The 25,463-nt window shown below is 40.0% G+C and carries 25 protein-coding genes; 22 read left to right on the top strand and 3 right to left on the bottom strand.

The genetic code is table 11. The annotated features are described in order from the left end of the window. Positions 1-17 precede the first annotated feature (17 nt). A complete protein-coding gene (locus AC1D7X_RS13320) occupies positions 18-428 on the top strand; it encodes a MerR family transcriptional regulator (RefSeq protein WP_495457267.1) in 411 nt (136 codons plus the stop codon). Positions 429-471: 43 nt separating this feature from the next. Continuing rightward, entirely contained in the window at positions 472-1,800 is a 1,329-nt protein-coding gene (glnA, locus tag AC1D7X_RS13315; protein WP_495457266.1) for a type I glutamate--ammonia ligase, read from the top strand. A gap of 377 nt (positions 1,801-2,177) precedes the next feature. Here the strand turns inward: glnA and AC1D7X_RS13310 are convergent, their stop codons facing one another. Together AC1D7X_RS13310 and lexA are read right to left on the bottom strand one after the other, a co-directional pair. After that, positions 2,178-2,834, bottom strand: a complete 657-nt coding sequence (locus AC1D7X_RS13310) for a pentapeptide repeat-containing protein (RefSeq protein ID WP_495457265.1) — start codon at positions 2,832-2,834, stop codon at positions 2,178-2,180. 146 nt (positions 2,835-2,980) lie between these two features. Next, positions 2,981-3,607, bottom strand: a complete 627-nt coding sequence (gene lexA / locus AC1D7X_RS13305) for a transcriptional repressor LexA (protein WP_495457264.1) — start codon at positions 3,605-3,607, stop codon at positions 2,981-2,983. A 176-nt stretch (positions 3,608-3,783) separates the two neighbouring features. Here lexA and AC1D7X_RS13300 point away from each other — a divergent pair, with 176 nt between their 5' ends. The 5 genes from AC1D7X_RS13300 (at position 3,784) to AC1D7X_RS13280 (ending at position 6,469) form a co-directional block, all read left to right on the top strand. Next, a complete protein-coding gene (locus tag AC1D7X_RS13300; RefSeq protein ID WP_495475402.1) occupies positions 3,784-4,158 on the top strand; it encodes a LysM peptidoglycan-binding domain-containing protein in 375 nt (124 codons plus the stop codon). A gap of 98 nt (positions 4,159-4,256) precedes the next feature. Next, the gene (locus AC1D7X_RS13295) at positions 4,257-4,460 is read left to right on the top strand and encodes a DUF896 domain-containing protein (protein ID WP_495457349.1); all 204 of its coding nucleotides are present in this window, start codon (positions 4,257-4,259) and stop codon (positions 4,458-4,460) included. A gap of 26 nt (positions 4,461-4,486) precedes the next feature. After that, positions 4,487-5,020: a hypothetical protein gene (locus AC1D7X_RS13290; RefSeq protein WP_495457262.1), complete on the top strand. Its 534-nt coding sequence runs from the start codon at positions 4,487-4,489 to the stop codon at positions 5,018-5,020. Between the two features lie 24 nt (positions 5,021-5,044). Next, positions 5,045-5,839, top strand: a complete 795-nt coding sequence (locus AC1D7X_RS13285) for an HAD family hydrolase (RefSeq protein WP_495475401.1) — start codon at positions 5,045-5,047, stop codon at positions 5,837-5,839. Between the two features lie 210 nt (positions 5,840-6,049). Next, positions 6,050-6,469, top strand: a complete 420-nt coding sequence (locus AC1D7X_RS13280; protein WP_495457260.1) for a FixH family protein — start codon at positions 6,050-6,052, stop codon at positions 6,467-6,469. A gap of 92 nt (positions 6,470-6,561) precedes the next feature. On the opposite strand, the gene AC1D7X_RS13275 is transcribed toward AC1D7X_RS13280, so the two are convergent. Beyond that, positions 6,562-7,104 carry a cupin domain-containing protein gene (locus tag AC1D7X_RS13275; RefSeq protein WP_495457259.1) on the bottom strand — a complete coding sequence of 181 codons (543 nt, stop codon included), beginning with the start codon at positions 7,102-7,104 and terminating at the stop codon, positions 6,562-6,564. Between the two features lie 224 nt (positions 7,105-7,328). Between AC1D7X_RS13275 and metH the strand changes: the two genes are divergently transcribed. The 15 genes from metH to AC1D7X_RS13200 all read left to right on the top strand — a co-directional run bounded on the left by metH (position 7,329) and on the right by AC1D7X_RS13200 (position 25,461). Next, a complete protein-coding gene (gene metH, locus AC1D7X_RS13270) occupies positions 7,329-10,721 on the top strand; it encodes a methionine synthase (RefSeq protein WP_495475452.1) in 3,393 nt (1,130 codons plus the stop codon). 106 nt (positions 10,722-10,827) lie between these two features. Next, a complete protein-coding gene (rnz, locus tag AC1D7X_RS13265; protein ID WP_495475400.1) occupies positions 10,828-11,757 on the top strand; it encodes a ribonuclease Z in 930 nt (309 codons plus the stop codon). A gap of 345 nt (positions 11,758-12,102) precedes the next feature. After that, positions 12,103-12,891, top strand: coding sequence for a TIGR01457 family HAD-type hydrolase (locus tag AC1D7X_RS13260; RefSeq protein WP_495475399.1), 789 nt, complete (start codon positions 12,103-12,105; stop codon positions 12,889-12,891). Between the two features lie 66 nt (positions 12,892-12,957). After that, positions 12,958-13,773: an Fpg/Nei family DNA glycosylase gene (locus tag AC1D7X_RS13255; RefSeq protein ID WP_495475398.1), complete on the top strand. Its 816-nt coding sequence runs from the start codon at positions 12,958-12,960 to the stop codon at positions 13,771-13,773. After that, positions 13,727-14,617, top strand: a complete 891-nt coding sequence (locus tag AC1D7X_RS13250; RefSeq protein WP_495475397.1) for a deoxyribonuclease IV — start codon at positions 13,727-13,729, stop codon at positions 14,615-14,617. Before AC1D7X_RS13255 ends, AC1D7X_RS13250 begins: the two co-directional genes overlap by 47 nt. 50 nt (positions 14,618-14,667) lie before the next feature. Beyond that, the gene (locus AC1D7X_RS13245; RefSeq protein ID WP_495457347.1) at positions 14,668-15,024 is read left to right on the top strand and encodes a cyclic-phosphate processing receiver domain-containing protein; all 357 of its coding nucleotides are present in this window, start codon (positions 14,668-14,670) and stop codon (positions 15,022-15,024) included. Continuing rightward, positions 15,011-15,328, top strand: a complete 318-nt coding sequence (locus AC1D7X_RS13240) for a thioredoxin family protein (protein ID WP_495457254.1) — start codon at positions 15,011-15,013, stop codon at positions 15,326-15,328. Before AC1D7X_RS13245 ends, AC1D7X_RS13240 begins: the two co-directional genes overlap by 14 nt. Beyond that, positions 15,328-16,101, top strand: coding sequence for an ABC transporter ATP-binding protein (locus AC1D7X_RS13235; protein ID WP_495457253.1), 774 nt, complete (start codon positions 15,328-15,330; stop codon positions 16,099-16,101). Before AC1D7X_RS13240 ends, AC1D7X_RS13235 begins: the two co-directional genes overlap by 1 nt. 15 nt (positions 16,102-16,116) lie before the next feature. After that, positions 16,117-17,190 (top strand): SAM-dependent methyltransferase, encoded by a 1,074-nt coding sequence (locus tag AC1D7X_RS13230; RefSeq protein WP_495457346.1) that lies wholly within the window; start codon positions 16,117-16,119, stop codon positions 17,188-17,190. A gap of 222 nt (positions 17,191-17,412) precedes the next feature. Then, the gene (locus AC1D7X_RS13225) at positions 17,413-18,888 is read left to right on the top strand and encodes a serine/threonine protein kinase (RefSeq protein WP_495475396.1); all 1,476 of its coding nucleotides are present in this window, start codon (positions 17,413-17,415) and stop codon (positions 18,886-18,888) included. A gap of 33 nt (positions 18,889-18,921) precedes the next feature. Continuing rightward, the gene (locus tag AC1D7X_RS13220) at positions 18,922-19,929 is read left to right on the top strand and encodes an SAF domain-containing protein (protein ID WP_495475395.1); all 1,008 of its coding nucleotides are present in this window, start codon (positions 18,922-18,924) and stop codon (positions 19,927-19,929) included. 24 nt (positions 19,930-19,953) lie between these two features. Beyond that, positions 19,954-20,667 (top strand): hypothetical protein, encoded by a 714-nt coding sequence (locus AC1D7X_RS13215; RefSeq protein WP_495475394.1) that lies wholly within the window; start codon positions 19,954-19,956, stop codon positions 20,665-20,667. Then, positions 20,664-21,512, top strand: coding sequence for a hypothetical protein (locus tag AC1D7X_RS13210; RefSeq protein WP_495457249.1), 849 nt, complete (start codon positions 20,664-20,666; stop codon positions 21,510-21,512). The genes AC1D7X_RS13215 and AC1D7X_RS13210 overlap by 4 nt, the downstream gene beginning before the upstream one ends. Next, a complete protein-coding gene (locus tag AC1D7X_RS13205) occupies positions 21,513-23,399 on the top strand; it encodes a pilus assembly protein CpaF (protein ID WP_495457248.1) in 1,887 nt (628 codons plus the stop codon). After that, the gene (locus AC1D7X_RS13200; protein ID WP_495475393.1) at positions 23,389-25,461 is read left to right on the top strand and encodes a hypothetical protein; all 2,073 of its coding nucleotides are present in this window, start codon (positions 23,389-23,391) and stop codon (positions 25,459-25,461) included. The genes AC1D7X_RS13205 and AC1D7X_RS13200 overlap by 11 nt, the downstream gene beginning before the upstream one ends. Positions 25,462-25,463: the final 2 nt, after the last annotated feature.

Below are 25,463 nucleotides of genomic sequence, written 5' to 3'. Positions count from 1 at the left end.
TGGAAGGTTGATGAGTCATGGGTGATGAAATTCGTAGAAATATGGCTTTATTCCCGATTGGTATCGTAATGAAGTTAACAGATCTATCGGCAAGGCAGATTCGTTATTATGAACAACATCATTTGATTGTTCCTGCACGTACGGCTGGGAATCAACGATTGTTTTCTTTTAACGATGTGGAAAGATTGCTTGAGATTAAGGCCCTTATTGAGAAGGGTGTTAATATTGCTGGTATTAAGCAGGTCATGAACCCTGTGACGAAGGAATCTGAAGAAGCAACAGTCATTACACCAGATACTGAAGTTAAACGTAGGGAATTATCGGATTCACAGCTTCACCGTTTACTGAAACAGCAACTTGTAGCTGGTAAAAGACCGGGGCAAGTGTCTTTAATTCAAGGAGAATTGTCTCGGTTTTTTAATAAATAAATTAAGTAAGTAAGTATTTCCAGAAGAGAAAGGGAGAGGTTCTGTGAGTTATTCAAAAGAAGATATCCTAAACATGGCAAAAGAAGAGAATGTACGGTTCGTTCGCTTACAATTTACCGATTTGCTAGGAACGATTAAGAACGTAGAAATCCCTGTGAGCCAATTGAAGAAAGCCGTAGATAACAAAATGATGTTTGACGGTTCTTCTATTGAAGGTTATGTACGTATCGAAGAATCAGACATGTATTTGTATCCTGATCTTGACACATGGGTTGTATTTCCATGGGTAGCAGAAGATCGTATCGCGCGTTTGATTTGTGATATTTACATGCCAGACGGAACACCATTTGCTGGAGATCCACGTGGTATTTTGAAACGCAATTTGAAGGAAGCTGAAGAAATGGGCTATACATCCATGATGGTTGGTCCAGAACCTGAATTCTTCTTATTCAAAACAGATGCGAATGGTAATCCAACGACTGAATTGAATGACCAAGGTGGATACTTTGACCTTGCCCCTATGGATCTTGGTGAGAACTGTCGTCGTGAGATTGTTCTAACACTTGAAGAAATGGGATTTGAAGTTGAAGCTTCTCATCACGAAGTAGCTCCAGGTCAACATGAGATTGACTTTAAATATGAAGATGCTATCAAAGCGGCTGACCAAATACAAACGTTCAAATTGGTTGTTAAAACCATTGCTCGTGAGCATGGACTTCATGCAACCTTTATGCCTAAGCCTCTATATGGAGTGAATGGTTCAGGTATGCACTGTCACCAATCTCTCTTTAATGGTAATGAGAATGCGTTCTATGATGAAAGTGATGAATTAGGATTGAGCAAAACAGCTCGCCACTATATGGCTGGTGTTCTGAAGCATGCTCGTGCTTTTGCAGCGATCACTAATCCAACAGTCAACTCTTATAAACGTCTAGTACCTGGTTATGAAGCTCCTTGTTATGTAGCTTGGTCTGGTAGTAACCGTAGCCCAATGATTCGTATTCCTGCATCACGCGGACTAAGCACACGTGTGGAAGTACGTAATCCGGATCCTGCTGCTAATCCATACCTCGCACTTGCAGTTATGCTCAAAGCGGGTCTTGATGGAATCAAACGTGAACTTAAATTACCAGCGCCTATCGACCGTAACATCTATGTGATGTCGGAAGAAGAACGCATTGAAGAGGGTATTCCAAGTCTACCTTCAGATTTGAAGGAAGCATTGAATGAACTTATTCGTAGCGAAGTTATCACTTCAGCTCTTGGTGATCATGCTCTAGCTTATTTCTATGAGCTTAAAGAAATTGAGTGGGATATGTTTAGAACACAAGTTCACCAATGGGAACGCGATCAATATATGACGTTGTACTAGGTATTCTAAACCCTTGACGCTCTAAGCGTTGGGGGTTTTTCTTTTTGTGGGTATTTACTCATTTTGGAGCTATCGTCTTTGATTGCCCACAAAATGCCCACAAACTTTTAGATTTTTCAGGTTCGGTTTTTAGTTGCTAGATAGGGAGGGAATGTCGCCACGCAGACGTATATATTTTTTAGAGTAGACTAAGCAAGTAGTGATAAAACCAATAAGAATTATGGGAAACCATATGATACTCCAAGTAGAGGGAAGTACGTTCTTAAAGTAAGGACGCACTTCGTTATAACATGATGGCTTGTAAAGGATTTAATGTAGTGTACATATAATTACGGGGAATTGACTATATTTATATCATTATTTTCAATCTTTAAATCTCAATCTTTAATTACAAGTTCCAGCAATCCTGCAAATACATAAGCTTGGTTTCTTGAGATGGTACAACCCTTCAAATCATCCAGGTTAATACTTAATGAATTGAACTCACAGGTACTGAAGTCAATTCCTCCGTGTTTTGCACCCGAGAATTGAGATTGATCGATATCTGATTTCACAAAATTCACATTGCTAAAAGTAGAGTAACAATAGTCCGTGCTAGAGAATGAGCATTCATCAATGTTAACTTGTTTCATATTCGCAAACCTGAAATTTGCAAGTTCCCCCATACAGGTATGAAAAACAACATTTCGAAGTGTGGTCTCCGATAAATTTAATCCGATCATCTTACAGTTTCGAAATTCTGTTCTGTGGATGCTTGAGTTGCTGAAATCAGCATTAGAAAGATCACATTTATCGAATATCACATCGGTAAGCTCCAGATTAGAAAAATTAGAATTCGAAAAATTTACATTGGTGAAGAGAACTTCATCAAAAGTAACACGATCCAACTCAATATTGTCCATGAGGCAATCTTGATATCTACCTCGTTCAATGCATTCTCCATTGTGAATATCCGCTGCTAAAGCTGAGTTGTCTGGTAAATCCAACGGAATCTTGGGAGACTCTATCTTGACGGCTGGCTTCTTAGCTTTCATATGGGTTCCACCTCGATCTTAACAACAACACTCATATGTTGATACCTCCTGATTTTTTTCCCGACATTTACATAGAAAAGGACACAGCAGCAAGGTAGCAACCGTATCCTTTTCAAACGTCATTATGAAATGATTATAATAATAGCTTAATGAATGTCGCGGAAGAGTCCAACGACCTTACCGAGGATCGTGACATGATTTAAACGTAAAGCCTCGTAAGTTGGATTCTCGGGTTGGAGTCTGATATGATCCTTTTCTTTATAAAAGGTCTTGACCGTAGCTTCATCTTCCTCTGTCATCGCAACAACGATATCTCCGTTATCAGCCGTCTGTTGTTGACGAACGATTACAAAGTCTCCATCATGGATGCCTGCTTCAATCATACTATCTCCCATAACAGATAACATAAATACCTTCTCATCACCCACAAAATGTTGGGGTAGAGGGAAATAATCTTCGATATTCTCTGTCGCAGTAATAGGTACACCAGCAGTTACCTTACCGACAATAGGAACACGAGATACACTCTGGGTGAACATATGTGAATTCTCAGAGTCGTCTTGTCCTAAAATTTCAATCGCTCTTGGTTTCGTTGGGTCTCTTCGAATGAGGCCTTTCTTCTCTAGACGGTCTAGATGACCATGAACCGTTGAACTGGAAGCAAGTCCTACTGCTTCACCGATTTCCCGCACGGATGGCGGATATCCCTTAGTACGTACTTCGTTACGTATGAATTCTAATATAGCTTGTTGTCGGCTAGATATCTTCGACATATTGTACCCACCTCATTAAAGTGACTTTCGGGAAATTATAACATAGAACTTCCGTTCGCACAAACGTAGGTTCTAAATAATAGGGAACATCTGTTCTAAAATGTCTTGAACAAAACAAGTGTTCGTGTTATAGTTATTTCAAAGACAAGAACAAATGTTTGGGGGATGATGTTAATATGTTAAGATACAGTACTTACGAGAGTATTTATAAGGTGAATAGTGAATCACAAGTGCAAACACATACATACACATGGAGTGATAGAGTAAAGGGTTTGATCTCACAACAATTGATGAAGAAGATAATTTGTTTAATGCTATTATTTATAGTAGGCTGTACAGGTATGGTAAGTGTATTTGCTAATTCCACGAGTGAACTGCGGGAAGAGAAGCGTCTAATTATTCAACCAGGAGATACTCTTTGGGAGATTGCTCTGAATGAGAAACCTTCTAATATGGATACCCGAGTATATATTAAAGAAATAAGACATTTAAACGGATTATCTAACGGTGTAATAAGGGCTGGAGAGATACTGTCGTTACCACAATACTGAATTATTACTTACAATAGAGCTTGGTAAGGAGGAATCCTTGACAAGCTCTTTTTATCATGGCAAAGTTAGTACTGTTAGTCATGATTGGAGGAAGGTTTATGGATATAGACAACTTGGTACAACGTATTAATGAACTTGCCCAAAAGCACAAAACAGTTGGGTTAACAGAGGATGAATTGCAAGAACGTGCGAGTCTTCGCGAGAACTATCTTCAGAACATTCGGAGAAATTTCCGACAACAATTGGATTCTATTGAAATTGTTGATGAACCATCAAGTTCTGAACAAAAAGGTAATAAGTAAAGCTACATTATAAGGGGGACTAACGCATGGCTCGTTCGTGGGAGAGAATGGTAGAGAAGAATAAGAAAGAGCTTAATATGAAACGTAAGAAACAAGGACAATCGAGTATATCAACGACTGGATCCGTAGTAAGTGGAGATCGCTTTAAAGGACGTAAAATTATTTTTCCATTCGTATTAATTATGTTAGCCGTATTATATGGACTTCTTACATGGGCTTCGAGCACACTTCCCGAGCAAGAACAACAACAGACTAACGCTTTAATGAATTGGTTTGTAGTGGTTGCTTATATCGCGTTAGGTGTCATTTTGTATCTGAAACGTCCATATTTACTTGTCAATAAAGATAATCTACAAACACCTAAATTAAACAGAGTTCGAAGTGTACCGGCATCTGATATTACTAAGATTAAAGTTGCCAAAGGTTCGGTAGTGATTGAACAAAAGGGTAAAGGTGGGAACTGGGTATTTACACGTCTCCTTAACCGCTATGATGTTAATGCTATGGGAGAACGTTTGGAACAATTTGCAAAGGTCAACAATATACCTTTCGAAAAGTAATAGGCAAGGGAGAGAAGTAGAGAGATGTCGATAAATGCTGTTATATTCGATTTAGATGATACCTTGTTATGGGATGAACGCAGTGTGATGGAATCTTTTGAAGCTACATGTAACAAAGCTGCTGAAGCTACTGGAGTCGATCCTATCCAATTAGAAGAAGCTGTTAGAAGCGAAGCGCGAACACTATATGAGTCGTATGAGACATATTCTTTTACAACCAAGATTGGTATAAATCCTTTTGAAGGTCTGTGGGGGAACTTTACGGGTGGAGAACAGACTGAATTTCGTCAATTAGAAAAGTTAGTTCCTCTGTATCGGAAAGAATCTTGGAGACTTGGTCTGTTGAAACTTGGTATCGATGATGAGAGTTTAGCAAAAGAACTATCTGATCAGTTCGCAGCGGAACGACGTTCCCGGCCACATGTATATGAGGAAACGTTTAAAGTGCTAGATGAATTACGCGGAAAAGTGAAATTGCTCTTATTAACAAATGGATGTCCAGCATTACAACAGGAGAAGTTAGACGGCGTTCCAGAACTTACTCCTTATTTCGATGAGATCATCATCTCAGGAAATTTCGGACAAGGTAAACCGGATGTATCTATCTTTAATCATGCACTCTCTATTTTAGGTGTTAGTAAGGATCAAGTCCTTATGGTTGGGGATAAATTAACGACTGATATTCGTGGGGGTCTAGCTGCTGGGATTCAGACGGTATGGATTAATCGAACTGGAAAAATTTCTGATCCTGAAATCACTCCGAATTTCGAAATTGACCATTTATCTCAACTGCATCAGATTATCACTCAATTCTCTTAAAAGATCTTAATTAGCCTATTCTCTGTTTAGACAGAAGAAGGGGCTTTTTTTGAATATAAGAAAGGTTATTACGTATGACAAATGTCACAATATTGTGAATAAATCACTCGTTCTAAACTAGTTTGGGCTTTATAATACTGTTATGTGACTTATAGTGTATGTTCAAATTAATATTTATCTGCGGCTGTAACAAGAAAGGTAGGGGAAAACATGAGAAGAACATTAGCGGGGCTGGGTTTATTTATGCTACTTCTATTAGTAGTTGTTGGATGCAGTAATCATAATACCAATCATGCGGGGATGGATATGGAGAGCAATGGATCATTTTCTCTCGTGAACGTAGAACTAAACATTCAACCTAATCAAGTTAAAGTGAATGAGAAAGTTGTGATTGAGGCTGTAGTGACCCAGGATAATAAGAAAGTAACGGATGCAGATAAAGTCATCATTGAGATTGTGCCTACGGCTACCAACGGGAAACCTGTTGAAATACCAGCAAATCATGTAGGGGAAGGGAAGTATACGGTTGAGACAAGTTTTGTACAAGCTGATACATATAGCATCACGTCTCATGTGACGGTTGGGGCTATGCATACGATGCCGAAGAAAGTCATTACAGTTACGAATTAAGTACAACTACATAGTTATTTAGAAAAAAAGACAACCGCTGCCCTCCTTAAGTGGAAGACTGGGTTGTCTTTGTTGTATTAGAAATATAGGGATTAGTTCTTTATAAAATCAGGATCATTTACTGGTGAGGACACCCAGCCATTCTCTTCAATAAAGAGACGTACGGCTATAATCTGACGGTTATCCATTAATGTAAAGAAATGATTGGTGTTCTCAGGTACAGAGATGACATCCCCTGGGGATAATTCAACATCGAAATATCCAAGATCTCCAGCACCTTTGATTACAAAGATACCTTTTCCTGATACGATGGCACGAATCTCATCTTCTGAATGTGTATGTACTTCTTCGAATTTAGTGAGAAGCTCAGTGAGATTCGGAGTTGAATCTGAAAGTGTAATGACATCCCAAATTTTATATCCTCGACGAGTAGCTAAGTCTTGAATCTCTGCATCATAAGTTTGTAGAATGGTTTCTTTCTGGTCATCTGTTAGTAGAAAATTATTATGTAATTCGGCGGGTAACTTAGCTGGATCCCAACTTTCATAAATAACTTCCTGATTATTTAAAAAAGCACGTACATTATCCGCTCCAGTGATACGTTCGTTCGTGTTTCTAATAACGATTTCAGCCATTTATAACCCTTCTTTCCCACTTGGTTTAATATGTATTATAGTATAGGTTGTTTTCTTTGTCGATCATTGATTTATAGAAAACCTTCTCCTATCTAGTGTAATCCGACTAAAGTTACCTTTTCTATTGTTAGGTATTCTGTTAAACTAATATTTAACGTTTTGCAGGGGGGATAAAGTTGAATAGACAGAGCCTAGAAGAATCTTTAAAAGAACGAATATTCATAATGGATGGCGCTATGGGGACGATGATCCAACAAGAGGATCTCTCACCACAAGATTTCGGTGGAGAAGCGTTGGATGGTTGTAATGAGATGTTAGTTCTTACACGTCCAGATGTCATTGAAGGAATTCATGAAAAGTACCTGGATGCAGGTGCAGATATGATCGAGACGAATACATTTGGTGCAACATCCGTTGTACTCGCTGATTATGATATACCGGAAAAGGCTCGGGAGATCAACTTGAAGGCGGCGGAACTCGCACGTCGTGCTGCAGATAAATATAGTACGGAAAGTAAACCACGTTATGTTGTTGGGGCTATGGGACCTACGACGAAGACGTTGTCCGTCACAGGCGGGGTTACATTTAAAGAACTAATCGAATCTTATGAAGAACAAGCCATTGCACTAATCGAAGGTGGCGTGGACTTGCTTCTATTAGAGACGAGTCAAGATACGCTGAATGTAAAAGCTGGAAGTATCGGTATTCGTCAGGCTTTTGAACATACAGGTGTGACACTTCCTATTATGATATCGGGTACGATCGAACCGATGGGTACCACATTGGCTGGACAGAATATTGAATCTTTTTATATATCATTAGAACATCTTAATCCGATTTCGATTGGACTCAATTGTGCTACAGGACCTGAGTTCATGCGTGATCATATTCGCTCACTTGCTGCAATGGCCAAAACAGCTGTTAGTTGTTATCCAAATGCAGGTCTACCAGATGAGGACGGGAATTATCACGAGTCACCTGAGTCACTCTCACTTAAGCTCGCGGCTTTCGCTGAGAATGGATGGTTGAACATAGCAGGAGGTTGTTGTGGAACGACTCCAGATCATATACGAGCGATGGCAGAGACCCTCTCGAAGTATGAACCGCGGCGTGTATATGGTGAACATCCACCAGCAGTCTCAGGGGTTGATGCTGTCTTTATAGAGCCAGATAATCGTCCTATCATGATCGGTGAGCGGACGAATATTTCAGGATCGCGGAAATTCAAACGATTGATTAAGGAAGAGAAATTTGACGAGGCTTCCGAAATAGCACGTTCGCAGGTTAAAGGCGGAGCTCAGATTATAGATATTAACTTACAGGATACAGATATTGATGAGGAATTTGCTGTGAATCAGTTTCTTCCTATGGTTGCTAAGAAAGTCAAAGCGCCACTCATGATCGATTCTACGTATGATCATATTATCGAACTAGGTCTTCAGTATTCTCAAGGGAAAGCGATAATTAACTCCATTAACCTTGAAGATGGTGAATCAAAGTTTGAGAAAATAGTTCCACTTATTCATTCATATGGAGCAGCAGTGGTCTGTATCTTAATCGATGAGCGTGGGCAAGCGGTAACACGGGAAGCTAAACTTGAAGTAGCAAGCCGTTCCTACGATCTTCTTGTGAATAAGTATGGCCTGAAACCAGAAGACATTATATTTGATCCTAACATGTTCCCTGTAGGTTCAGGTGATCCGCAATATATTGGTTCTGCTGTTGAAACCATCGAAGGTATTAAGTTAATTAAGGAAAAGTATCCTGAGACAAAAACGATACTAGGACTTAGTAATATCTCTTTCGGGTTACCAGATGCAGGCCGTGAAGTATTGAACTCAGTATACCTGTATGAATGTACTAAGGCTGGGCTCGATTATGCTATCGTGAACACAGAGAAACTAGAGAGATATGCATCCATATCTCAAGAAGATCGTCGTCTTGCTGAAGATCTGATTTTCCGAACAAGTGACCAGACGTTGGCTGATTTTGTAGCTGCTTTTCGAGAAAAGAAAGTTGTGAAAAAAGAGGCGATTTCGAATCTTTCCTTAGAAGAGCGTCTTGCCTCTTATGTTGTGGAAGGTACGAAGGAAGGACTTATTCCAGATCTGAGTGAAGCACTCAAGAAATACTCTGCACTTGAAGTTATTAATGGTCCTCTGATGGATGGAATGGCGGAAGTGGGTCGACTTTTTAACAATAACGAGTTGATTGTAGCTGAAGTATTACAAAGTGCCGAAGTCATGAAAGCATCCGTTACCTACCTTGAAGATTTCATGGAAAAGAATGAGAGTAGTGTTAAAGGGAAGATTATATTAGCCACTGTAAAAGGTGACGTGCATGATATTGGTAAGAACTTAGTTGAGATCATTCTCTCCAATAATGGTTATCAGATCATTAATTTGGGTATAAAAGTACCACCGGAAAAGATTATTGAAGCTTATCGTGAAGAGAAGGCTGATATTATCGGTTTATCTGGGTTACTTGTGAAATCTGCACAACAGATGGTGATTACAGCTCAGGATTTGAAGAACGCTGGGATTGATGTTCCGATCATGGTAGGTGGAGCTGCCCTTACACGTAAGTTCACCAAAACACGAATTAATCCTGAGTATAATGGGATGGTACTCTATTCAAAAGATGCTATGGATGGACTAGATACAGCGAATAAGATCATGGATCCAGTACAACGCGAAATTTTGTTGGCAGAATCGAAGGCTGAGCAAGAGGCGATCCAATCTGCTAGTGTTGCTACACTTCCATTACCGGAATTGACACGAGCAATGAAGTCTAATATTGCAACAGATAACCCTGTCATTATTCCACCGGATACGGATCGTCACGTTCTACGTAATTATCCGATAGATCACATTATCCCTTATGTGAATATGCAGATGCTCTTGGGGCACCATCTAGGCTTACGGGGATCAGTTGAAACATTATTGGCTGAAGGAAATGTGAAGGCTGTAGAACTAAAGGAAACAGTTGATACTATTCTGGATGAGGCAAGACAGAATGCCATTATTCAGGCACATGCCATATATCAGTTCTTCCCGGCACAATCACAAGGGAATAATATCATTATCTATGATCCACAAGATCATGCGAAAGTGTTACACACATTTACGTTCCCTCGACAGAAGGTAGAACCGTATCTATGTTTAGCAGATTTCTTGAAATCTGTAGAAAGTGGTACTATGGATTATGTTGGATTCCTTATTGTTACTGCAGGACATGGTGTTCAACAATTATCAACTGAATGGAAAGATAAAGGGGACTATCTTCGTTCACATGTGTTGCAGGCAGTAGCTCTAGAAACTGCTGAAGGACTTGCTGAACGTATTCATCATATGATGCGTGATTCATGGGGATTCCCTGATCCAGCAGACATGACAATGAAAAAAAGACATGGGGCTCGTTATCAAGGAATTAGGGTATCCTTTGGATATCCGGCTTGTCCTGATCTTGAAGATCAAGGACCGTTATTTAAGCTACTACAACCAGAAGATGTTGGTATTGAGTTAACAGAAGGTTTCATGATGGAGCCGGAAGCTTCTGTATCAGCAATGGTATTTAGTCATCCACAAGCTCAATATTTCAACGTTGAAAAATTATAAAAAGTGTAATCTATGAAGTAAATACCATCAGGACATGTCTGTATAAGGTCCTCCGATATTTTCGGAGGACCTTATGCAGGTTGTTAAAGGGAGCTGATTTAGACATATGGATTTAATGTTTCTAGGTACGAATGCAGGTGTTCCTACGCTTCAACGCAATGTAACCTCCATTGCATTGCGTTTATATGAAGAAAGACGAAGCTTCTGGTTATTTGATTGCGGTGAGGCTACACAACACCAAATTCTAAAATCACCATTGAAGTTAAGTAAGTTAGAGAAAATATTTATAACGCATTTACACGGAGACCATTTATTTGGTCTTCCAGGGTTACTTGCGAGTCGAAATAATCAAGGCGGAACGTCATTATTAACGGTATACGGACCGAAGGGCATTAAAGAATTTTTAGACACCACATTGAAGTTGAGCCAATCTCGATTGGATTATGATTTAGATGTCGTGGAGCATGAGGGCGGCGTTATTTTTGAAGATCAGGGATTTGTGGTTGAATCCGAACTATTGGAGCATCGCATTGATAGCTATGGATACCGTGTGACGGAGAAGGAACGTATAGGAACGCTTAACCTTGCACTTCTAGAATCGCTCGGAATCAAACCGGGTCCTGTGTATGGGAAGATCAAGAACGGAGAGAGTATTGAACTTGAGAATGGCTCTGTTCTACTACCTGAAGAAGTATTAGGACTACCGAAGAAGGGAAGAGTGGTTACCATTCTTGGTGATACTCGACCATGTTCTACCGTTATCACTCTAGCACAAGATGCGGATATGCTTGTGCACGAAGCCACGTTCCTTCATGAGATGGTAAATACGGCTTACGAATACCATCATAGCACAGCTGTTCAAGCGGCTACTGCTGCTATGAAGGCCAAAGCTAAATGTCTCGTACTGACTCATTTTAGTTCACGATATAAAGATATGGAGCAGCTAGGTGGGCTTCTTGAAGAAGCGCAATCCATTTTTCGAAACACAATATTAGCAGAAGAATTTCACATTCTTCCAATTGAACGGATTCAATGAGATAATTGAGTTGTATAACTCTGGAGAAACTCTTGAATTATTTTCCGGGAAAGCGCAGGTTTAGACACAGGATTCCATGGTATTCATAGAAAATCCGGTGATCCTTCGATACTATGTGACGAATGTTGAGTAGAAGTGATGCTAAATGTGCTCTTTAAACCTTCGATTGTCATAAAGTAATGCTAAGTTAATTTTCTGTGTTTATTTCCTAATGATACATTTCCCACTGTGGGAATAGAAAGATACAGGTAATATGTTTTTGAGAAATGAGATTAAATACTAATACCATTAATTAAATGGAGGGTAGCTGATGTGTACTCTCCATTGAAAGGATGCTTCTATCATATGAAAACATCTAAAGGCCTATTAATTGATCTTGATGGCACGTTATATCATGGGGAACATATGATTTCAGGAGCAGATACACTTATTAATACGTTAAAATCCTTGGATATCCCGTATCTGTTCGTAACCAATAACTCATCGAGAACCGCACAAGATGTAGCAGCTCTATTAAATGGGATGGGCATACAAGCTGTTCCTGAAGATGTTTGTACTTCATCACAGGCTGCCGCAAAGTATATTGCTGAAGAATCACCTGGGGCAAGGGTAGCAATTCTGGGGGAAGATGGCCTACGTCAAGCACTAGCTGAAGCAGGTTTGCAAGAAGTTGAGGTGTCACCACAATATGTGGTTCAAGGTATTGATCGGAATTTTACATACCAATCTTTAGCTGCAGCGATCCGTTGGATTAGTGAAGGCGCACAATACATTCTAACGAATCCTGACTTACTTCTTCCTTCAGATCATGGGCAAATCCCAGGTGCGGGCACAATCTCGGCTTCAATTGAAGCTGGGAGTGGTGTGAAGCCCATTGTCATTGGTAAACCATCCAGTCACTTAATGACTTATGCAACGGATATACTAGGGATGAAACCATCTGAAGTCATAGTGATTGGTGATAATATGCGTACCGATATTGCTGCAGGTGCAGCTGCTGGTTGCGAAACGATTCTTGTTCTTACAGGAATTACGACGGATAATAACTTACAGCAGCATATACAGACTACAGGAGTAGAACCGGATACCATTTGTAAAGATTTGCATGAGCTTATAAAACTCCTGACTTCTTAAATGATAAGTATTTCAATAATTTGAATTCAAATCGTTATTCTCACACATGAAAGGGTCGAAGTCCACATGCCAGAAATGCCGGAAATGGAAAACTATCGCAAACTAATTTCTGACCAAATATTAAACATACCCATCACGAATGTAAAAGTGAATAGGGAGAAGTCGATTAATATGGAAGGAGATATGTTTATCTCCGAATTGTTGAACACAAGAGTTATTTTTGTAGAGCGTCGGGGTAAATATCTGAATTTCCATTTAAATAATGGTCGTAGATTGTTAGTCCATCTTATGCTTGGTGGACTCTTATATATGGGCACGAACGAGGATCTCCCTCAACGCAATACACAAGTGGAAATTTCATTTGGAGAGGTTACATTATATTTCATCGGCCTACGTCTAGGTTATGTGCATTTATTATCTGCGAAAGAAGTAGAACAAGTACTGGGTCAATTGGGTCCAGAAGTGACGGATCGTAGAATGGACAGCAATCGATTCGCGAGCATTGTCAAAGGTCGTCGCGGTTCATTAAAGACACTTCTCGTGAACCAAAATATTATTGCTGGAATAGGGAATCGTTATTCGGATGAGATTGCTTATGATGCAGGATTGTTGCCATCGGTAAAAGTGCAGGATTTGGGGCCAGAAGCGATAGACCGATTATATACAAGTATGAAATCTGTTCTAAGTAAAGCAGTCGAAGCTGGTGGTTATATTGACATGCCAGTGATGAAAGATGACACCCACACGGGGAGTTATAAATCAGAATTCAAAGTACATGATCGTGAAGGTGAACCTTGTGGTACATGTGCAGGACTCGTAGTTAAAGTAGAGTTGAATGGACGCAAAACATTCTATTGCCCTACTTGTCAGCATGAACAATAACATGAAGATTGGAAGTCATATCAGTATTCGAGGTGGCTATGCTAAAGCGGCGCGTCGAGCGATGGATATGGGGGCTCGATCTTTTCAATATTTTCCTAAGAATCCGCGGAGTTTGCATATTAAGGAATTCGATGCTAGAGACGCTGCAAGGTGTAAGTTAATTTGTGAAGAAGCGGATATCGTTAGTATTGCGCACACTCCTTATCCCGTTAATTTAGCCATTGATGAGCGTGATGATCCTGCGTTGTTTAATCTTACTGTGAGTTCTATACAGAATGATTTGAACATCGCTGAAGCCTGCGGTTCACTCGGGGTCGTGGTTCATTTTGGTCATTATAAAGGGATTGAGCCATTACAAGGGTATAAAAATATATTACAATGTCTTAATAAGGTACTCACCTCTTGGGAAGGAAAGGCAAAGATATTAATTGAGAATCAAGCGGGACATGGGCATATGATGGGAACTACGCTTGAAGAAATGGTTAATATTCGAAGTTTGTCCCAATATCCTGAGAAAATTAGCTTCTGCTTCGATACATGTCATGCATTTACAGCAGGATTATGGGATACTTCGGTTAGTCAATTGTTATTCGATAAAGGTGTAACATTGGATTATTGGAAAAACCTCGTTGCCGTTCATCTCAATGATTCACGTTTTCCTTACGGTTCTGGTCAAGATCGACATGCGCGTGTAGGAGAGGGTTATATTGGAGAGCCGGCTTTGCAAGAGCTATTATCCTTCCATGGCATGGATCATGTAGCGATCGTGATGGAGACTGAAGTCGGTGAAGATGGTACACACAAAGAGGATATTGCCAAAGTCCTCCGTTGGACATCGATGTGAGTAGTTACTTTAAATGAGGATTTGTGAAACTATTGAAAAGGATGATGACTGTGATTCATTTGTATTTAGATGACTATCGTCGCTGTCCTAAAGGATTCTCCTTAGCACGCAATGGAGAAGAATGTTTAATGATGCTTCGTGAATGTGAAGTAGATATTTTATCTCTAGATTACGAGCTTGGCTTCGATAGTAACATGTGTGGTGGAGATGTAGTGGCTGCGCTCATTCGAGAAGGTTTGTATCCACGCGAAGTGTATCTCCATACTTCTAGTCTGTCAGGGAAACAGGAGATGTATCAGATGTTATATGAGCATAAACCTGCGGGGATGATTCTCCACAATGGACCGATGAGTGATAAGGTATTACTCCGTATTGCAAAGGATTCTGATCTACATGTTGACTCTTAATGAACAAGAGTTACGTACCCAAATGAATGAGAAGGGTAGACCGATAGCTGTGTTTCTGTATACACCACTATGTGGAACATGCAAGGTTGCTCGACGGATGTTAGAGATTACGGAGCACTTACTTCCTGAGGATATACTATCGGCGGCGGATGTTAACATGATGCCTCAGATCGCTCAGGAGTATCAAATTCGAAGTGTACCTGCTCTCTTGCTAATGGACGCGAATCGTAAACACCCACCTAGTATTCGCTATCGTATGGGATCTGTGGAGGAGTTGTTAGAAGCTATTAGGAGTGTGATGTAATGATATCCATGCAACATATTACTCTTCAAAGAGAGAATGATATTATACTGGATGATGTATCGCTTGAGATTAAGAGTGGCGAGAACTGGGCGATCTTAGGTCGAAATGGTTCTGGGAAGACAACTCTTCTGGAAATGATGACGGGTTATTTATTTCCAAGTAGGGGTCGAGTTGAAGTAATGGGGAATGTATATGGACAATGCGATATTCGAGAAATACGCAAAAGCATTGGGTATATCAGTCCTTCACTATTAGATCGATTTACCGCGACAGATACGGTGTGGGAAGTTGTAGCAACAGGTGCGTATGCATACTTGCGCTTCTATGAAGTCATTCCGCAAGAGGTAAAAGAGAATGCATATCGTTTATTAGAAGAGATGAACATGGCGCGATTGTCAGAGCATTCATTAGGTACATTATCTCAAGGTGAACGTAAAAAGGTATTACTGGCTCGTTGTTTAATGGCAAATCCTAAACTTCTTATTATGGACGAGCCTTGTGCAGGTCTAGATCTATTTGAACGGGAAAAAATGTTAGTTGAAGTAGATCGTTTGCGCAAGAGAGATATAACAGTTGTTTATGTTACCCATCATGTAGAAGAAATTGTTCCACTCTTTACCCATGTTGCACTCATTAAAGATGGTAAGCTGGCTGGAGCGGGACCTAAAGAACAAGTTCTAAATAAAGAAATGATTATGCGTACCTATGAGATTCCAGTGGAACTGGAATGGGACGGTGGACGTCCCTGGATCAAGGTAACTTCTGGAGGTTAATCCGAATTGGATGATATTAAAGTAAATATTAGTGAAGAAGAACAACAACAACAAGAGCAACAAGAACAACGACAATCACAGTTTATTTGTACCGCAAATCATGGGTTCGCGCCATTTGCCCAAGAGGAATTGCGACGCTTGTTCGGAAGTGTCAAAAGTACGGTTCTCATCTCCGGTGAGGTGTTTTTGGTAAGCGTGGCATATTCATGGGACGAAGTGGCGAATATGATTGCGCAACAAGCACCTATCTTTGTTCGACACATTCAACCTGTAGATTTTGAGATTGCGGCTGATCAATTGAATGAAGGATTATCTGAGTTGAAGGAAGTTCTACTGCGTCAAGATGTACTACAGGGAGCGAGTGTTTCACTTCAAGTACGTAAATCCGAAAAGAGCCTAAGTGAACAAAGTGCGGGTGCACTTAGAGAACAACTACTTGTAGATTTGGCAGACCTACACGCGGAATTCACGGTTCAAGATGCGAAATGGATTCTGTCTGTGTTTGTATCATCCGACCATATTTATGCGGGCATATCTCTGCCTAAGGATAATCTTTCGGATTGGAATGGTGGTGCTGTTCGTTTCCAACGGGAAGAAGGTCAGATTTCTCGAGCTAAATTTAAGTTACTAGAGGCGGAGAAATCCTTCGGTATTGATTTCACTGCTTTTCGCCATGCTCTTGATATAGGTGCTGCACCGGGGGGATGGACATCGTTCTTACTTGAACGTGGAATTCATGTGACTGCGGTTGATCCAGCGAAGATGCATGATTCATTAGTGAATAACTCTCAATTAAAAATTATGCGTAAGAATGCTTCAGTAGTTAAATTCCGTGATAATCAATTTGATCTAATTGTATGCGATATGAGCTGGAGTCCTAAGCAAATGGTTAAACTGGTCAAAGATTTATTGTATAGTTTGTCCCCTGGAGGTACAGCTATAGTTACAGTTAAGCTTATGCATAAGAAGCCGATGGCATTGATCAAGGATGTGATCGCATCATTTGAAGAAGATCAGATGCAATTACAATATGCTAAGCAGCTCTTCCATAATCGGGACGAGATAACGCTTCATATGATTAAATATTAATGCGTTGAATTCGTTGATTTGATGACTTTTATCCGATTTACTCGTACTTTTCAAAAATAAACCTTTACAAGTGTCTTTGTAATGATTTATGATAATTCCAAAATTAACCAAAGAACAATATTAGGGAAAGTATCCCGAAGAGTTCGAAGAATGTCGGTTCAATCCGCTTCTTCACTTTTCTGGATACTTTCCTTTTTTTTGTTGCTACATGGAGGTGAAATAATGAATCAACGGTCTTTCCTTCAAAAGGGGCATATCATTGGTGGAAGATACATGATCCATCATGTGATAGGTTCTGGAGGAATGAGTCATGTTTATTTGGCCGATGATCTGAAGTTGTTAGGTAAACAGTGGGCTGTAAAAGAGTGTTTTTCTTTTCCACAGCAACTAATCAACATCGAGGATGAAGCGGAGCTTCTAATTACACTAAGTCATCCAAGACTTCCACGGATTGTAGACTTTTTTCCACCCCATGGAGGAGATCATGCCTATTTAGTCATGGATTATATCCAAGGAGTTACATTGGAGAAGTATTTCAGTAGTCATAATAGAAAAGTAAGTTGCGATTTTATCATTACCCTTGCAGAACAAGTACTAGATGTACTTGATTATCTACATAAACATGATCCTCCTATCATTTTTCGCGATCTTAAGCCATCCAATATCATGCTGACATCCCAACTAGAAGTCCGATTAATAGACTTTGGAATCGCACGTAACTACAACCAAGAGAAGGATCAAGATACGGTGAAACTTGGGACAGTCGGGTTTGCAGCTCCCGAGCAATATGGTAGTGGTCAGAGTGATGCGCGATCGGACTTATATGGCTTAGGGGCCTTACTCTTATATCTAGTCACAGGAGGAACGGCCAGCGAATGGACGGATGGGATAGAATCTAAGGTTCGTAGTGATTTCCCAAAAGAGATGATATCTGTAATACGTAAATGCTTACAACAATCACCAGATGATCGATATCAATCAGCACAGGATGTAAGCAAGGTATGGATGAGAAATAACCAACCTGTAAGTCATTCTTCTCAGACTAGAGTTACAGAACAAATAGGAACTCGAGTGATTGCTGTTATGGGCGTCGGTTCAGGTGCTGGTACTACACACACAGCTATTTGTATCGCACATTATTTAGCTAGAACTTTTAGCAAGGTTGCCATCGTTGAAATGAATATGAACGCTTCTTCATTTACTAGAATTCAGGAGGTGATCGAAGGGAGAACGAGTGTTACGAAGCAACAAGAGCGACGATTCTCGGTAGAGGATGTAGATTATTACCGACAGACTGCAAGAGCTAATGTGATCGCATTACTTGGGGGGAGTTACAGTTTTGTAGTTATGGATTTGGGTTCATACCGTGATAACGACCGATTGGAAGAGTTTCTGAGGGCTGATGTTCCAATTCTTGTTGGTTGGGGTTCGGAATGGCGCATGCAGGATATGAATGATGTCATACACAGTCTTGGGAGATATCCTCAGAACAAATGGGTATATTGTTTACCTCTTGCAGCTCCGGATGCCGTGCAACGTCTTCGTAAACAGATGAATACTACTAAAGTCTACAGCTTACCTGTACATGTGGATCCTTTTGATCGATGTGATCAGACGGAAAAAGTGATGGATCAACTATTTCAAGGCATTGTACCTGGCTTAGTGAAACGAAAAAGGTTTCGATTCGGATTAGGATAGCATTGAGAATGACTTCTAGAAGGGAGAAAGACGATGTCTAAGATCCGGCAGCGTAGTAAGAACCTGATCTATTCTGGACTTGCAGGGGCTGCTATTGTGGGAATTATGTTTGCAGGGTACGTGATATACAACATCAGAGACACCAATAAGCAGCAATTAAACTTGAGATTAGAGTATGAACAAAAGGTTCAGGTCATGAAGGATGAACAAGATAAACAGGAACAATCCATGGTTAGTGGATATGTAACTTCAAGTGATATTGCAGCAGGACAGATGATACAACAGAAGGATCTGGTCTCAGTGAAATTACCACCCATGGCCTCTCCAGAGAACTTAATTGCGAACAATGAGGACATTGTAGGATCTAGTAGTAAAATTGAACTCCGAAAAGGAACACCCTTGACCAAGGCGATGTTCTTTGAAGGTGCAGTGACCTCTCCCGATTTGAGAAATAGAGAGATTAACGTTATTAACCTTCCTACGAACCTTAAGATTGACGAGGTGGTAGATGTACGTATTCAATTTCCAACAGGCCAAGACTACATCGTTCTGTCGAAGAAAAAAATTGATAATTTGTTAAGTCCAACGATGTGGATCAGACTTAATGAACAAGAAATCTTAACGTTCTCAAGCGCCATGGTGGATGCCTACCTGCATAAGGCTACATTATATGCTTTAACGTATGTTGAACCACAAATGCAAGATGAGGCTATCCCAACTTACCCTATAAATAAAGAAGTTCAGAAACTAATAGCTAAGGATCCCAACATCGTGAACAAAGCAGAGCTGCATTTATCAGAATCCATTCGATTATCTTTAGAAGCCGATCTAGAACGAATGTCATTGGTTACTGGAACAGGCACTATAGAAACAATGAATAATTATGCCTCTAACTCTTCCGAAGTACCAACATCATTAGAAATGAATGAGGAGAACACAACTATTACCAACACGGATAATGAAATGAAAAATGATATTTTAGCACAGAATTCCCCCGCAGAAGAAATATTCTCAGATGCGCAAGATAACCCTTCACCGTAATGAAGAGAAAGGAGACACACACGATTGAAGACTTGGATGTTTGCCGGTATTCATGATAAAAGTGATTTGCTACTCTATCTGAGCATGATTCTAGCATCTACCAATAAGAGAGTTCTATTAGTAGATGCTACATTGACACATAAATATCCATTATATATTGGACAATTGGATTGTCCGTTGGCTATTACTGAGTTTATTAATTTTGATGTAGCATGCGGGTTTACTTCACATATGGATCTGGAGAGGCATTTACAAAATGAAGGAGAAGGAATAGATAAATATGATTATGTTATCTACGACATTGAAATTGAATCGTTCTGTTCAGTGAATATTTGGTTAGGAGCAGATGCAAGGATATGGACGATGGAGTATGGGGTTTGGTCATTGCATAGAGGAGCAGAATGGATGAACGATTGGATACACCAACACCCAGAGCTCAAAGGGCTCCCATTTCAACTCATATATTTACGAACAGTGGATTGTTTATTAGATCGTTCCTTTATGGATAGTTCCGTGGATAAATGGCCTGTAACCTGGGTGAATGAGTCTACGATTATTCCTTGGGATGAGCTGGATGTTGCGTTAAGGATCGAGAATGAGCATTTACGTCAACTGCGGCTCAAACCACTATCTAGGCGATACAAACGGATGTTGTGTACATTAGTAGAACAGCTTACTGAGATTGAACATAAACAAATTAAGCGTGCGCTACACAAAGCAGAAAGGAGAAAAGCATGAGCACAGTTGCATTTTGGAGTCCTTTACAAGGAGGAAGTGGAAGCACCGCACATACCATTTCTGTCGCATCTATGATTGGGTTGGAATATCGAGTTCGTATGTTGCTCGGACATGGTGGAGCAGTAGGTGAGAGAGTGGAGGGAGCATTTCAGTCAGGCCAAGTTGCATTAGATCAATCGTTTGTTTCATTTAATGATTGTGGCATGGATGCTTTGGAACGGTTATGTCTGAACCGACGTCTAAATAAAGAGAATATCCGCGATTACACGATACCGTTAATGCCTGAAAGATTCGACTTTGTTACTGGAAATGCAAAGAAGGAAGGTACACTTCCGGGATATAGACCTTCATTGTTACCGTCGATCCTCTCATGTGCTAACGAATATTATGATCTAGTACTCATGGATGCTGGATGTGGAAATGAAGATCTAGATAACAAAGGAGATGGAGCGCTTCTTAATAATGCAGATCTAATCGTCGTCAGTCTAACACAGAACATTAAAGCACTTGAAGCTTTTTTCTCAGGAGGAAAGCTGCCCGAAGCTCTTCATAATAAGCCATATATCATCGTGGTGGGTAGATATGACCGTGACTCTCACTGTACATTACAGAATATGAAGAGAAGATTTAAGTTCAAAGGTTCCATTCATGGGATTCCTTATTCGACTGACTTTCTAGATGCATGGAATATGCAGGCCGTATTGCCGTTTATACATAGAAGTCGACATATGAATAGTCATCAATCTGCGGCACCTTTTTATGAGAGTATTCGGTCTTTGGCAAAGGATATTATGGACCAGCTTAACCTAAGTTCTTCTATCAAAATGATGGAGAGGGGCGCTTAAATGCTCTTCGGAACGACTATAAACGCCATTATAATAGGTCTGATCACACTATTTGCTACATTGTTTCTTTATATTAAATTTCTAGAACTTCGTAGACCCATGCCGCAAATTACATCTGGCCATGAACATTATAGTATTGAATCAATGACGGAATTTGTTAAGGCGACTCTACATGAATTAACGCACAGTCAGTTGTCAGATCTAGGTCTTCACGAAGAAGAATATAGACGTAGATTGAACAAACGTAGTGAACTCCGGAAAGCACTTAAGGGATGTATCTCAGGTGACTTGTATGACAAGCAGTATGTAAAACAATTTATGAGTGATTTATTAATCAAGAGCTACGGATTAAGCGAGACCAATATTGACGGTGCTATTCCGTTTGAGCAGATTCATTTATTAAGTTCACAAGATCAATTCGAAATCATTCTTTATTTATATGGACAACAATTTCATCAAGATGCATTATCTCAATTATTTAAGCGTTATAAATTGGATGAACCTAGGATCCTTCCTCACTATGGAGATGAACCTGTCTATGCGATTGTTGCAGAAGATATTTCTCGTATTTTTTCCACGGAGTATCGGTTGTTGTCATTCGAGGAGAAGGTAGACATCGTTGCACAACGTATCTATCAGGAATATAAGGGGTTCTCCGTAGTAGATGAGTTACGTGATCAGCGGATTGATGGCATAAGTGGCGGCGTTAATGGAGTTACGGACTATGATTCTGAGTTGGATTGGTATACATCCCAGATGAGTGATCGAAGTGAAATGCCGACTAAAGCTATTGAAAGTGTGTGGGTATTTTATAAAGGAAAGTCTATTCATATGGCCTTTCTTTCTTTTGGATCAGAGCTTGAGTTGAAGCGTGTATGTCAGAACATTTACAAATACAACTATCCTGGACAATTGTCAGAGGCGGTAAGTTACAAAGTTAACGAAATGAAGGATGGCTCACGTGTCGTTGTCGTAAGACCACCATTCTCGGAATCATGGGCTTTCTTTGTACGGAAGTTTGATGTTCCCAACGCAACCTTAGAACAACTTATTGTTGGAGAGAATGCAGAGCTGCCGATCGGAATTGTATCTTATTTGATGAAAGGTAGTCGAATTACAGCTGTAACTGGCGCCCAAGGTTCAGGTAAAACAACGCTGTTAATGGCCATGGTTCAATATATTTATGCTTCATATACGCTACGGGTACAGGAAATGGCATTTGAACTCCATCTACGTAAAATTTATAGTAGGCGTAACATATTAAGCTTTCGAGAGACAGAGCATATATCGGGACAAGCAGGTCTGGATCTACAGAAGAAAACAGATGGAACCGTCAATATTCTTGGTGAAGTGGCAAGTGATGAAGTCGCTTCGTGGATGATCCAAATGTCGCAAGTAGCAAGTTTGTTCACCGTATTTACGCATCATGCCAAAACGTTTAGAGATTTGATTCATTCGTTGCGTAACTCACTTCTCAAAAGCGGGGTGTTTCACAATGAAGCCATAGCAGAACAGCAAGTTGTGCATGTTATTAATTTCGATATTCATATGAAGCGGGATCCATATGGTAATCGATATATTGAACGAATTACAGAATGTATTCCTCGAGAAGAACCACCATTTCCGCCTTGGGCAGAGAGTGATGGGTCAATGAAACAAATGGTAGGTCAGTTCATGAAATTAAGTAATGAGTACTACCGAAGAGTAGGAGATAGGACCGCTTTTACTTCACGTAATGTCATTGAATATCGTGATGGAGGATATGTAGCCGTGCATCCGATCTCTGAACATAATTACCATGAGATGGTTGAGCAAATGAGCCCTGAAGATGCCATGTCCTTCGAGAGATTCACTAAGAATTACTGGGGTGAATGTGATGTCGGCTAACTTTGTATTAACAACAATCCTGATTATAACCTTGGTCATGTTCTGTATGACATATGGTTTTCTAGCTTGGATGAAGAGTAGAGAACAGAATGCCGAACAAACGGTCCTTTATGGTAACGAACTTACTCATAAATTCAAGTTCAAGGAGAGGTATCATTCCTTCTTACAATTATCTTATACAAGAGGAATGAAGCTTCCGCTCTTATCAAGCTATATAAGACGAATGCGAAAAAGGCTATCTGGCGTCCATGCCTACGATGAGTTTCATTTACGTCATGAATGCATGAAGATGACTTACGCTGTACTTGGAAGTATTGGCTGTTCAGTAATCATGTTGTTAACTATTAATCAGAGTTTAAGTTTTCTTTTGTCAGTCATTATTGCGGCAATCGTGATGAACAGTTTTATTGTAGATATGTATGTTAACGCCTTAGAACGAAGATTTTTATCACAGATGGTGGACCTCTTCTCTGATGTTCGTCATCGCTATCATCAACATGGCATGGTAGAAGAAGCGTTGTATGAAGCTGCAGAAACTGCTGGTTATGAGGTAGCCTTACATACTCGTAAAATTTATGAAGCACTTACTTCTAAGAATCCAAACGAGGAGCTTGAGAAATATTACGAAGCGGCACCCAATCGTTTTATTAAGGCGTTTGCGGGGATCTCTTACATGATTATGGAATTTGGAGACAAGGTGAAAGAGCACGGGTCCATTTATCTTCAAGGACTTAGCAGTCTCAGTAAGGAGATTCATCTCGAAATTCTGAGAAGAGACAAACTTGATTATTTATTGAAAGGTCTTAATGTAATTGCGCTGGCTCCTATTTTCTTTACAAAGCCTATTGAACGTTGGGCACGAAATAGTTTTCCAGCCATGGATCAATTCTACATGAGTAAGCTAGGATACATTACTAAGATTTCGATATTTGTCATCATTATTCTAGCGTATATGATTCTTCAGAAGTTACAACATAACGATGAGACTGTATACCGGGCTGGGAAAGAACATAAATCATGGGAACAAATCATAAATTCCTTCGGCTGGATCAGATGGATGGCTGTTCTGATAGGGCCTAAACCACAAACTAGACCCTACTATACCGTTATCAAGCTACTTAAAGATACGAACAGCCATTTAAAGGTGGAATGGTTCTATATTCGCCGAATGATGTTTTTTGTTCTTAGCTTTTTGATTACTTTAACCACAGTGTTGTTCCTACACTATTCTGAAAGAGAACATATTTTAGAAGATCCTGTCTCCACAAATGCGTTCTTTGGTCAGTTGTCAGTAGAACAGGAGTACGAGGGTAACCAATTAGCGACTAAGGATCGGCAAGTGATGGAGCAGGTTGGTATGTCTGCTATAGCAAACTATGATCAAGTGGCGTTAATAGTGGAGGGACAGGCGGATAAAGCAACGAGTAGTGAGGATCTGGTGACCAACGTTCAACGGATATTGGACAAGTTACAACAGTATAATTCCGAATATCTGAAATGGTGGGAATGTTTATTGGCTGTGTTACTAGGCATTATAGGGTACCAGTTCCCGCTATGGTTACTTTATTTTCAAAAGAAAGTACGAACGATGGATATGAAGCATGAAGTCTATCAATTCCATACCGTTCTATCGATGTTACGTGATATGGATCGCATGTCCGTGGAAGGGATGTTGGAATGGATGGAAAGGTTCTCTATGATCTTCAAAATCCCGTTGCAAAGATGTATTCTCCATTATGATCATGGTGCAGAGAAGGCGTTGTATGTACTGAAGGAAGACATTTTATTTGCAGAGTTTCAACGTATTGTAGACAAGCTTCTCTTAGCCGTAGAGAAAATCCCAATTGCTCAAGCGTTTGATGATCTGGAGAGTGAAATGTCATTCTATTTCGAGCAGCGTAAACAAGAATACGAGAAAATAATTGATACGAAAGCAGGATGGGGAAGAATAATCGGTTTTGCACCCATGTATGCCTTGATATTTCTGTATCTTGTTATTCCGCTGATTGGTATGAGTTTTATGCAAATGAACATGTATTACGAACAAATACAACACATTTAAGG

It is taken from the genome of Paenibacillus sp. Y568 (genome assembly GCF_059445545.1).
This window is presented reverse-complemented; position numbering and strand designations above follow the sequence as displayed.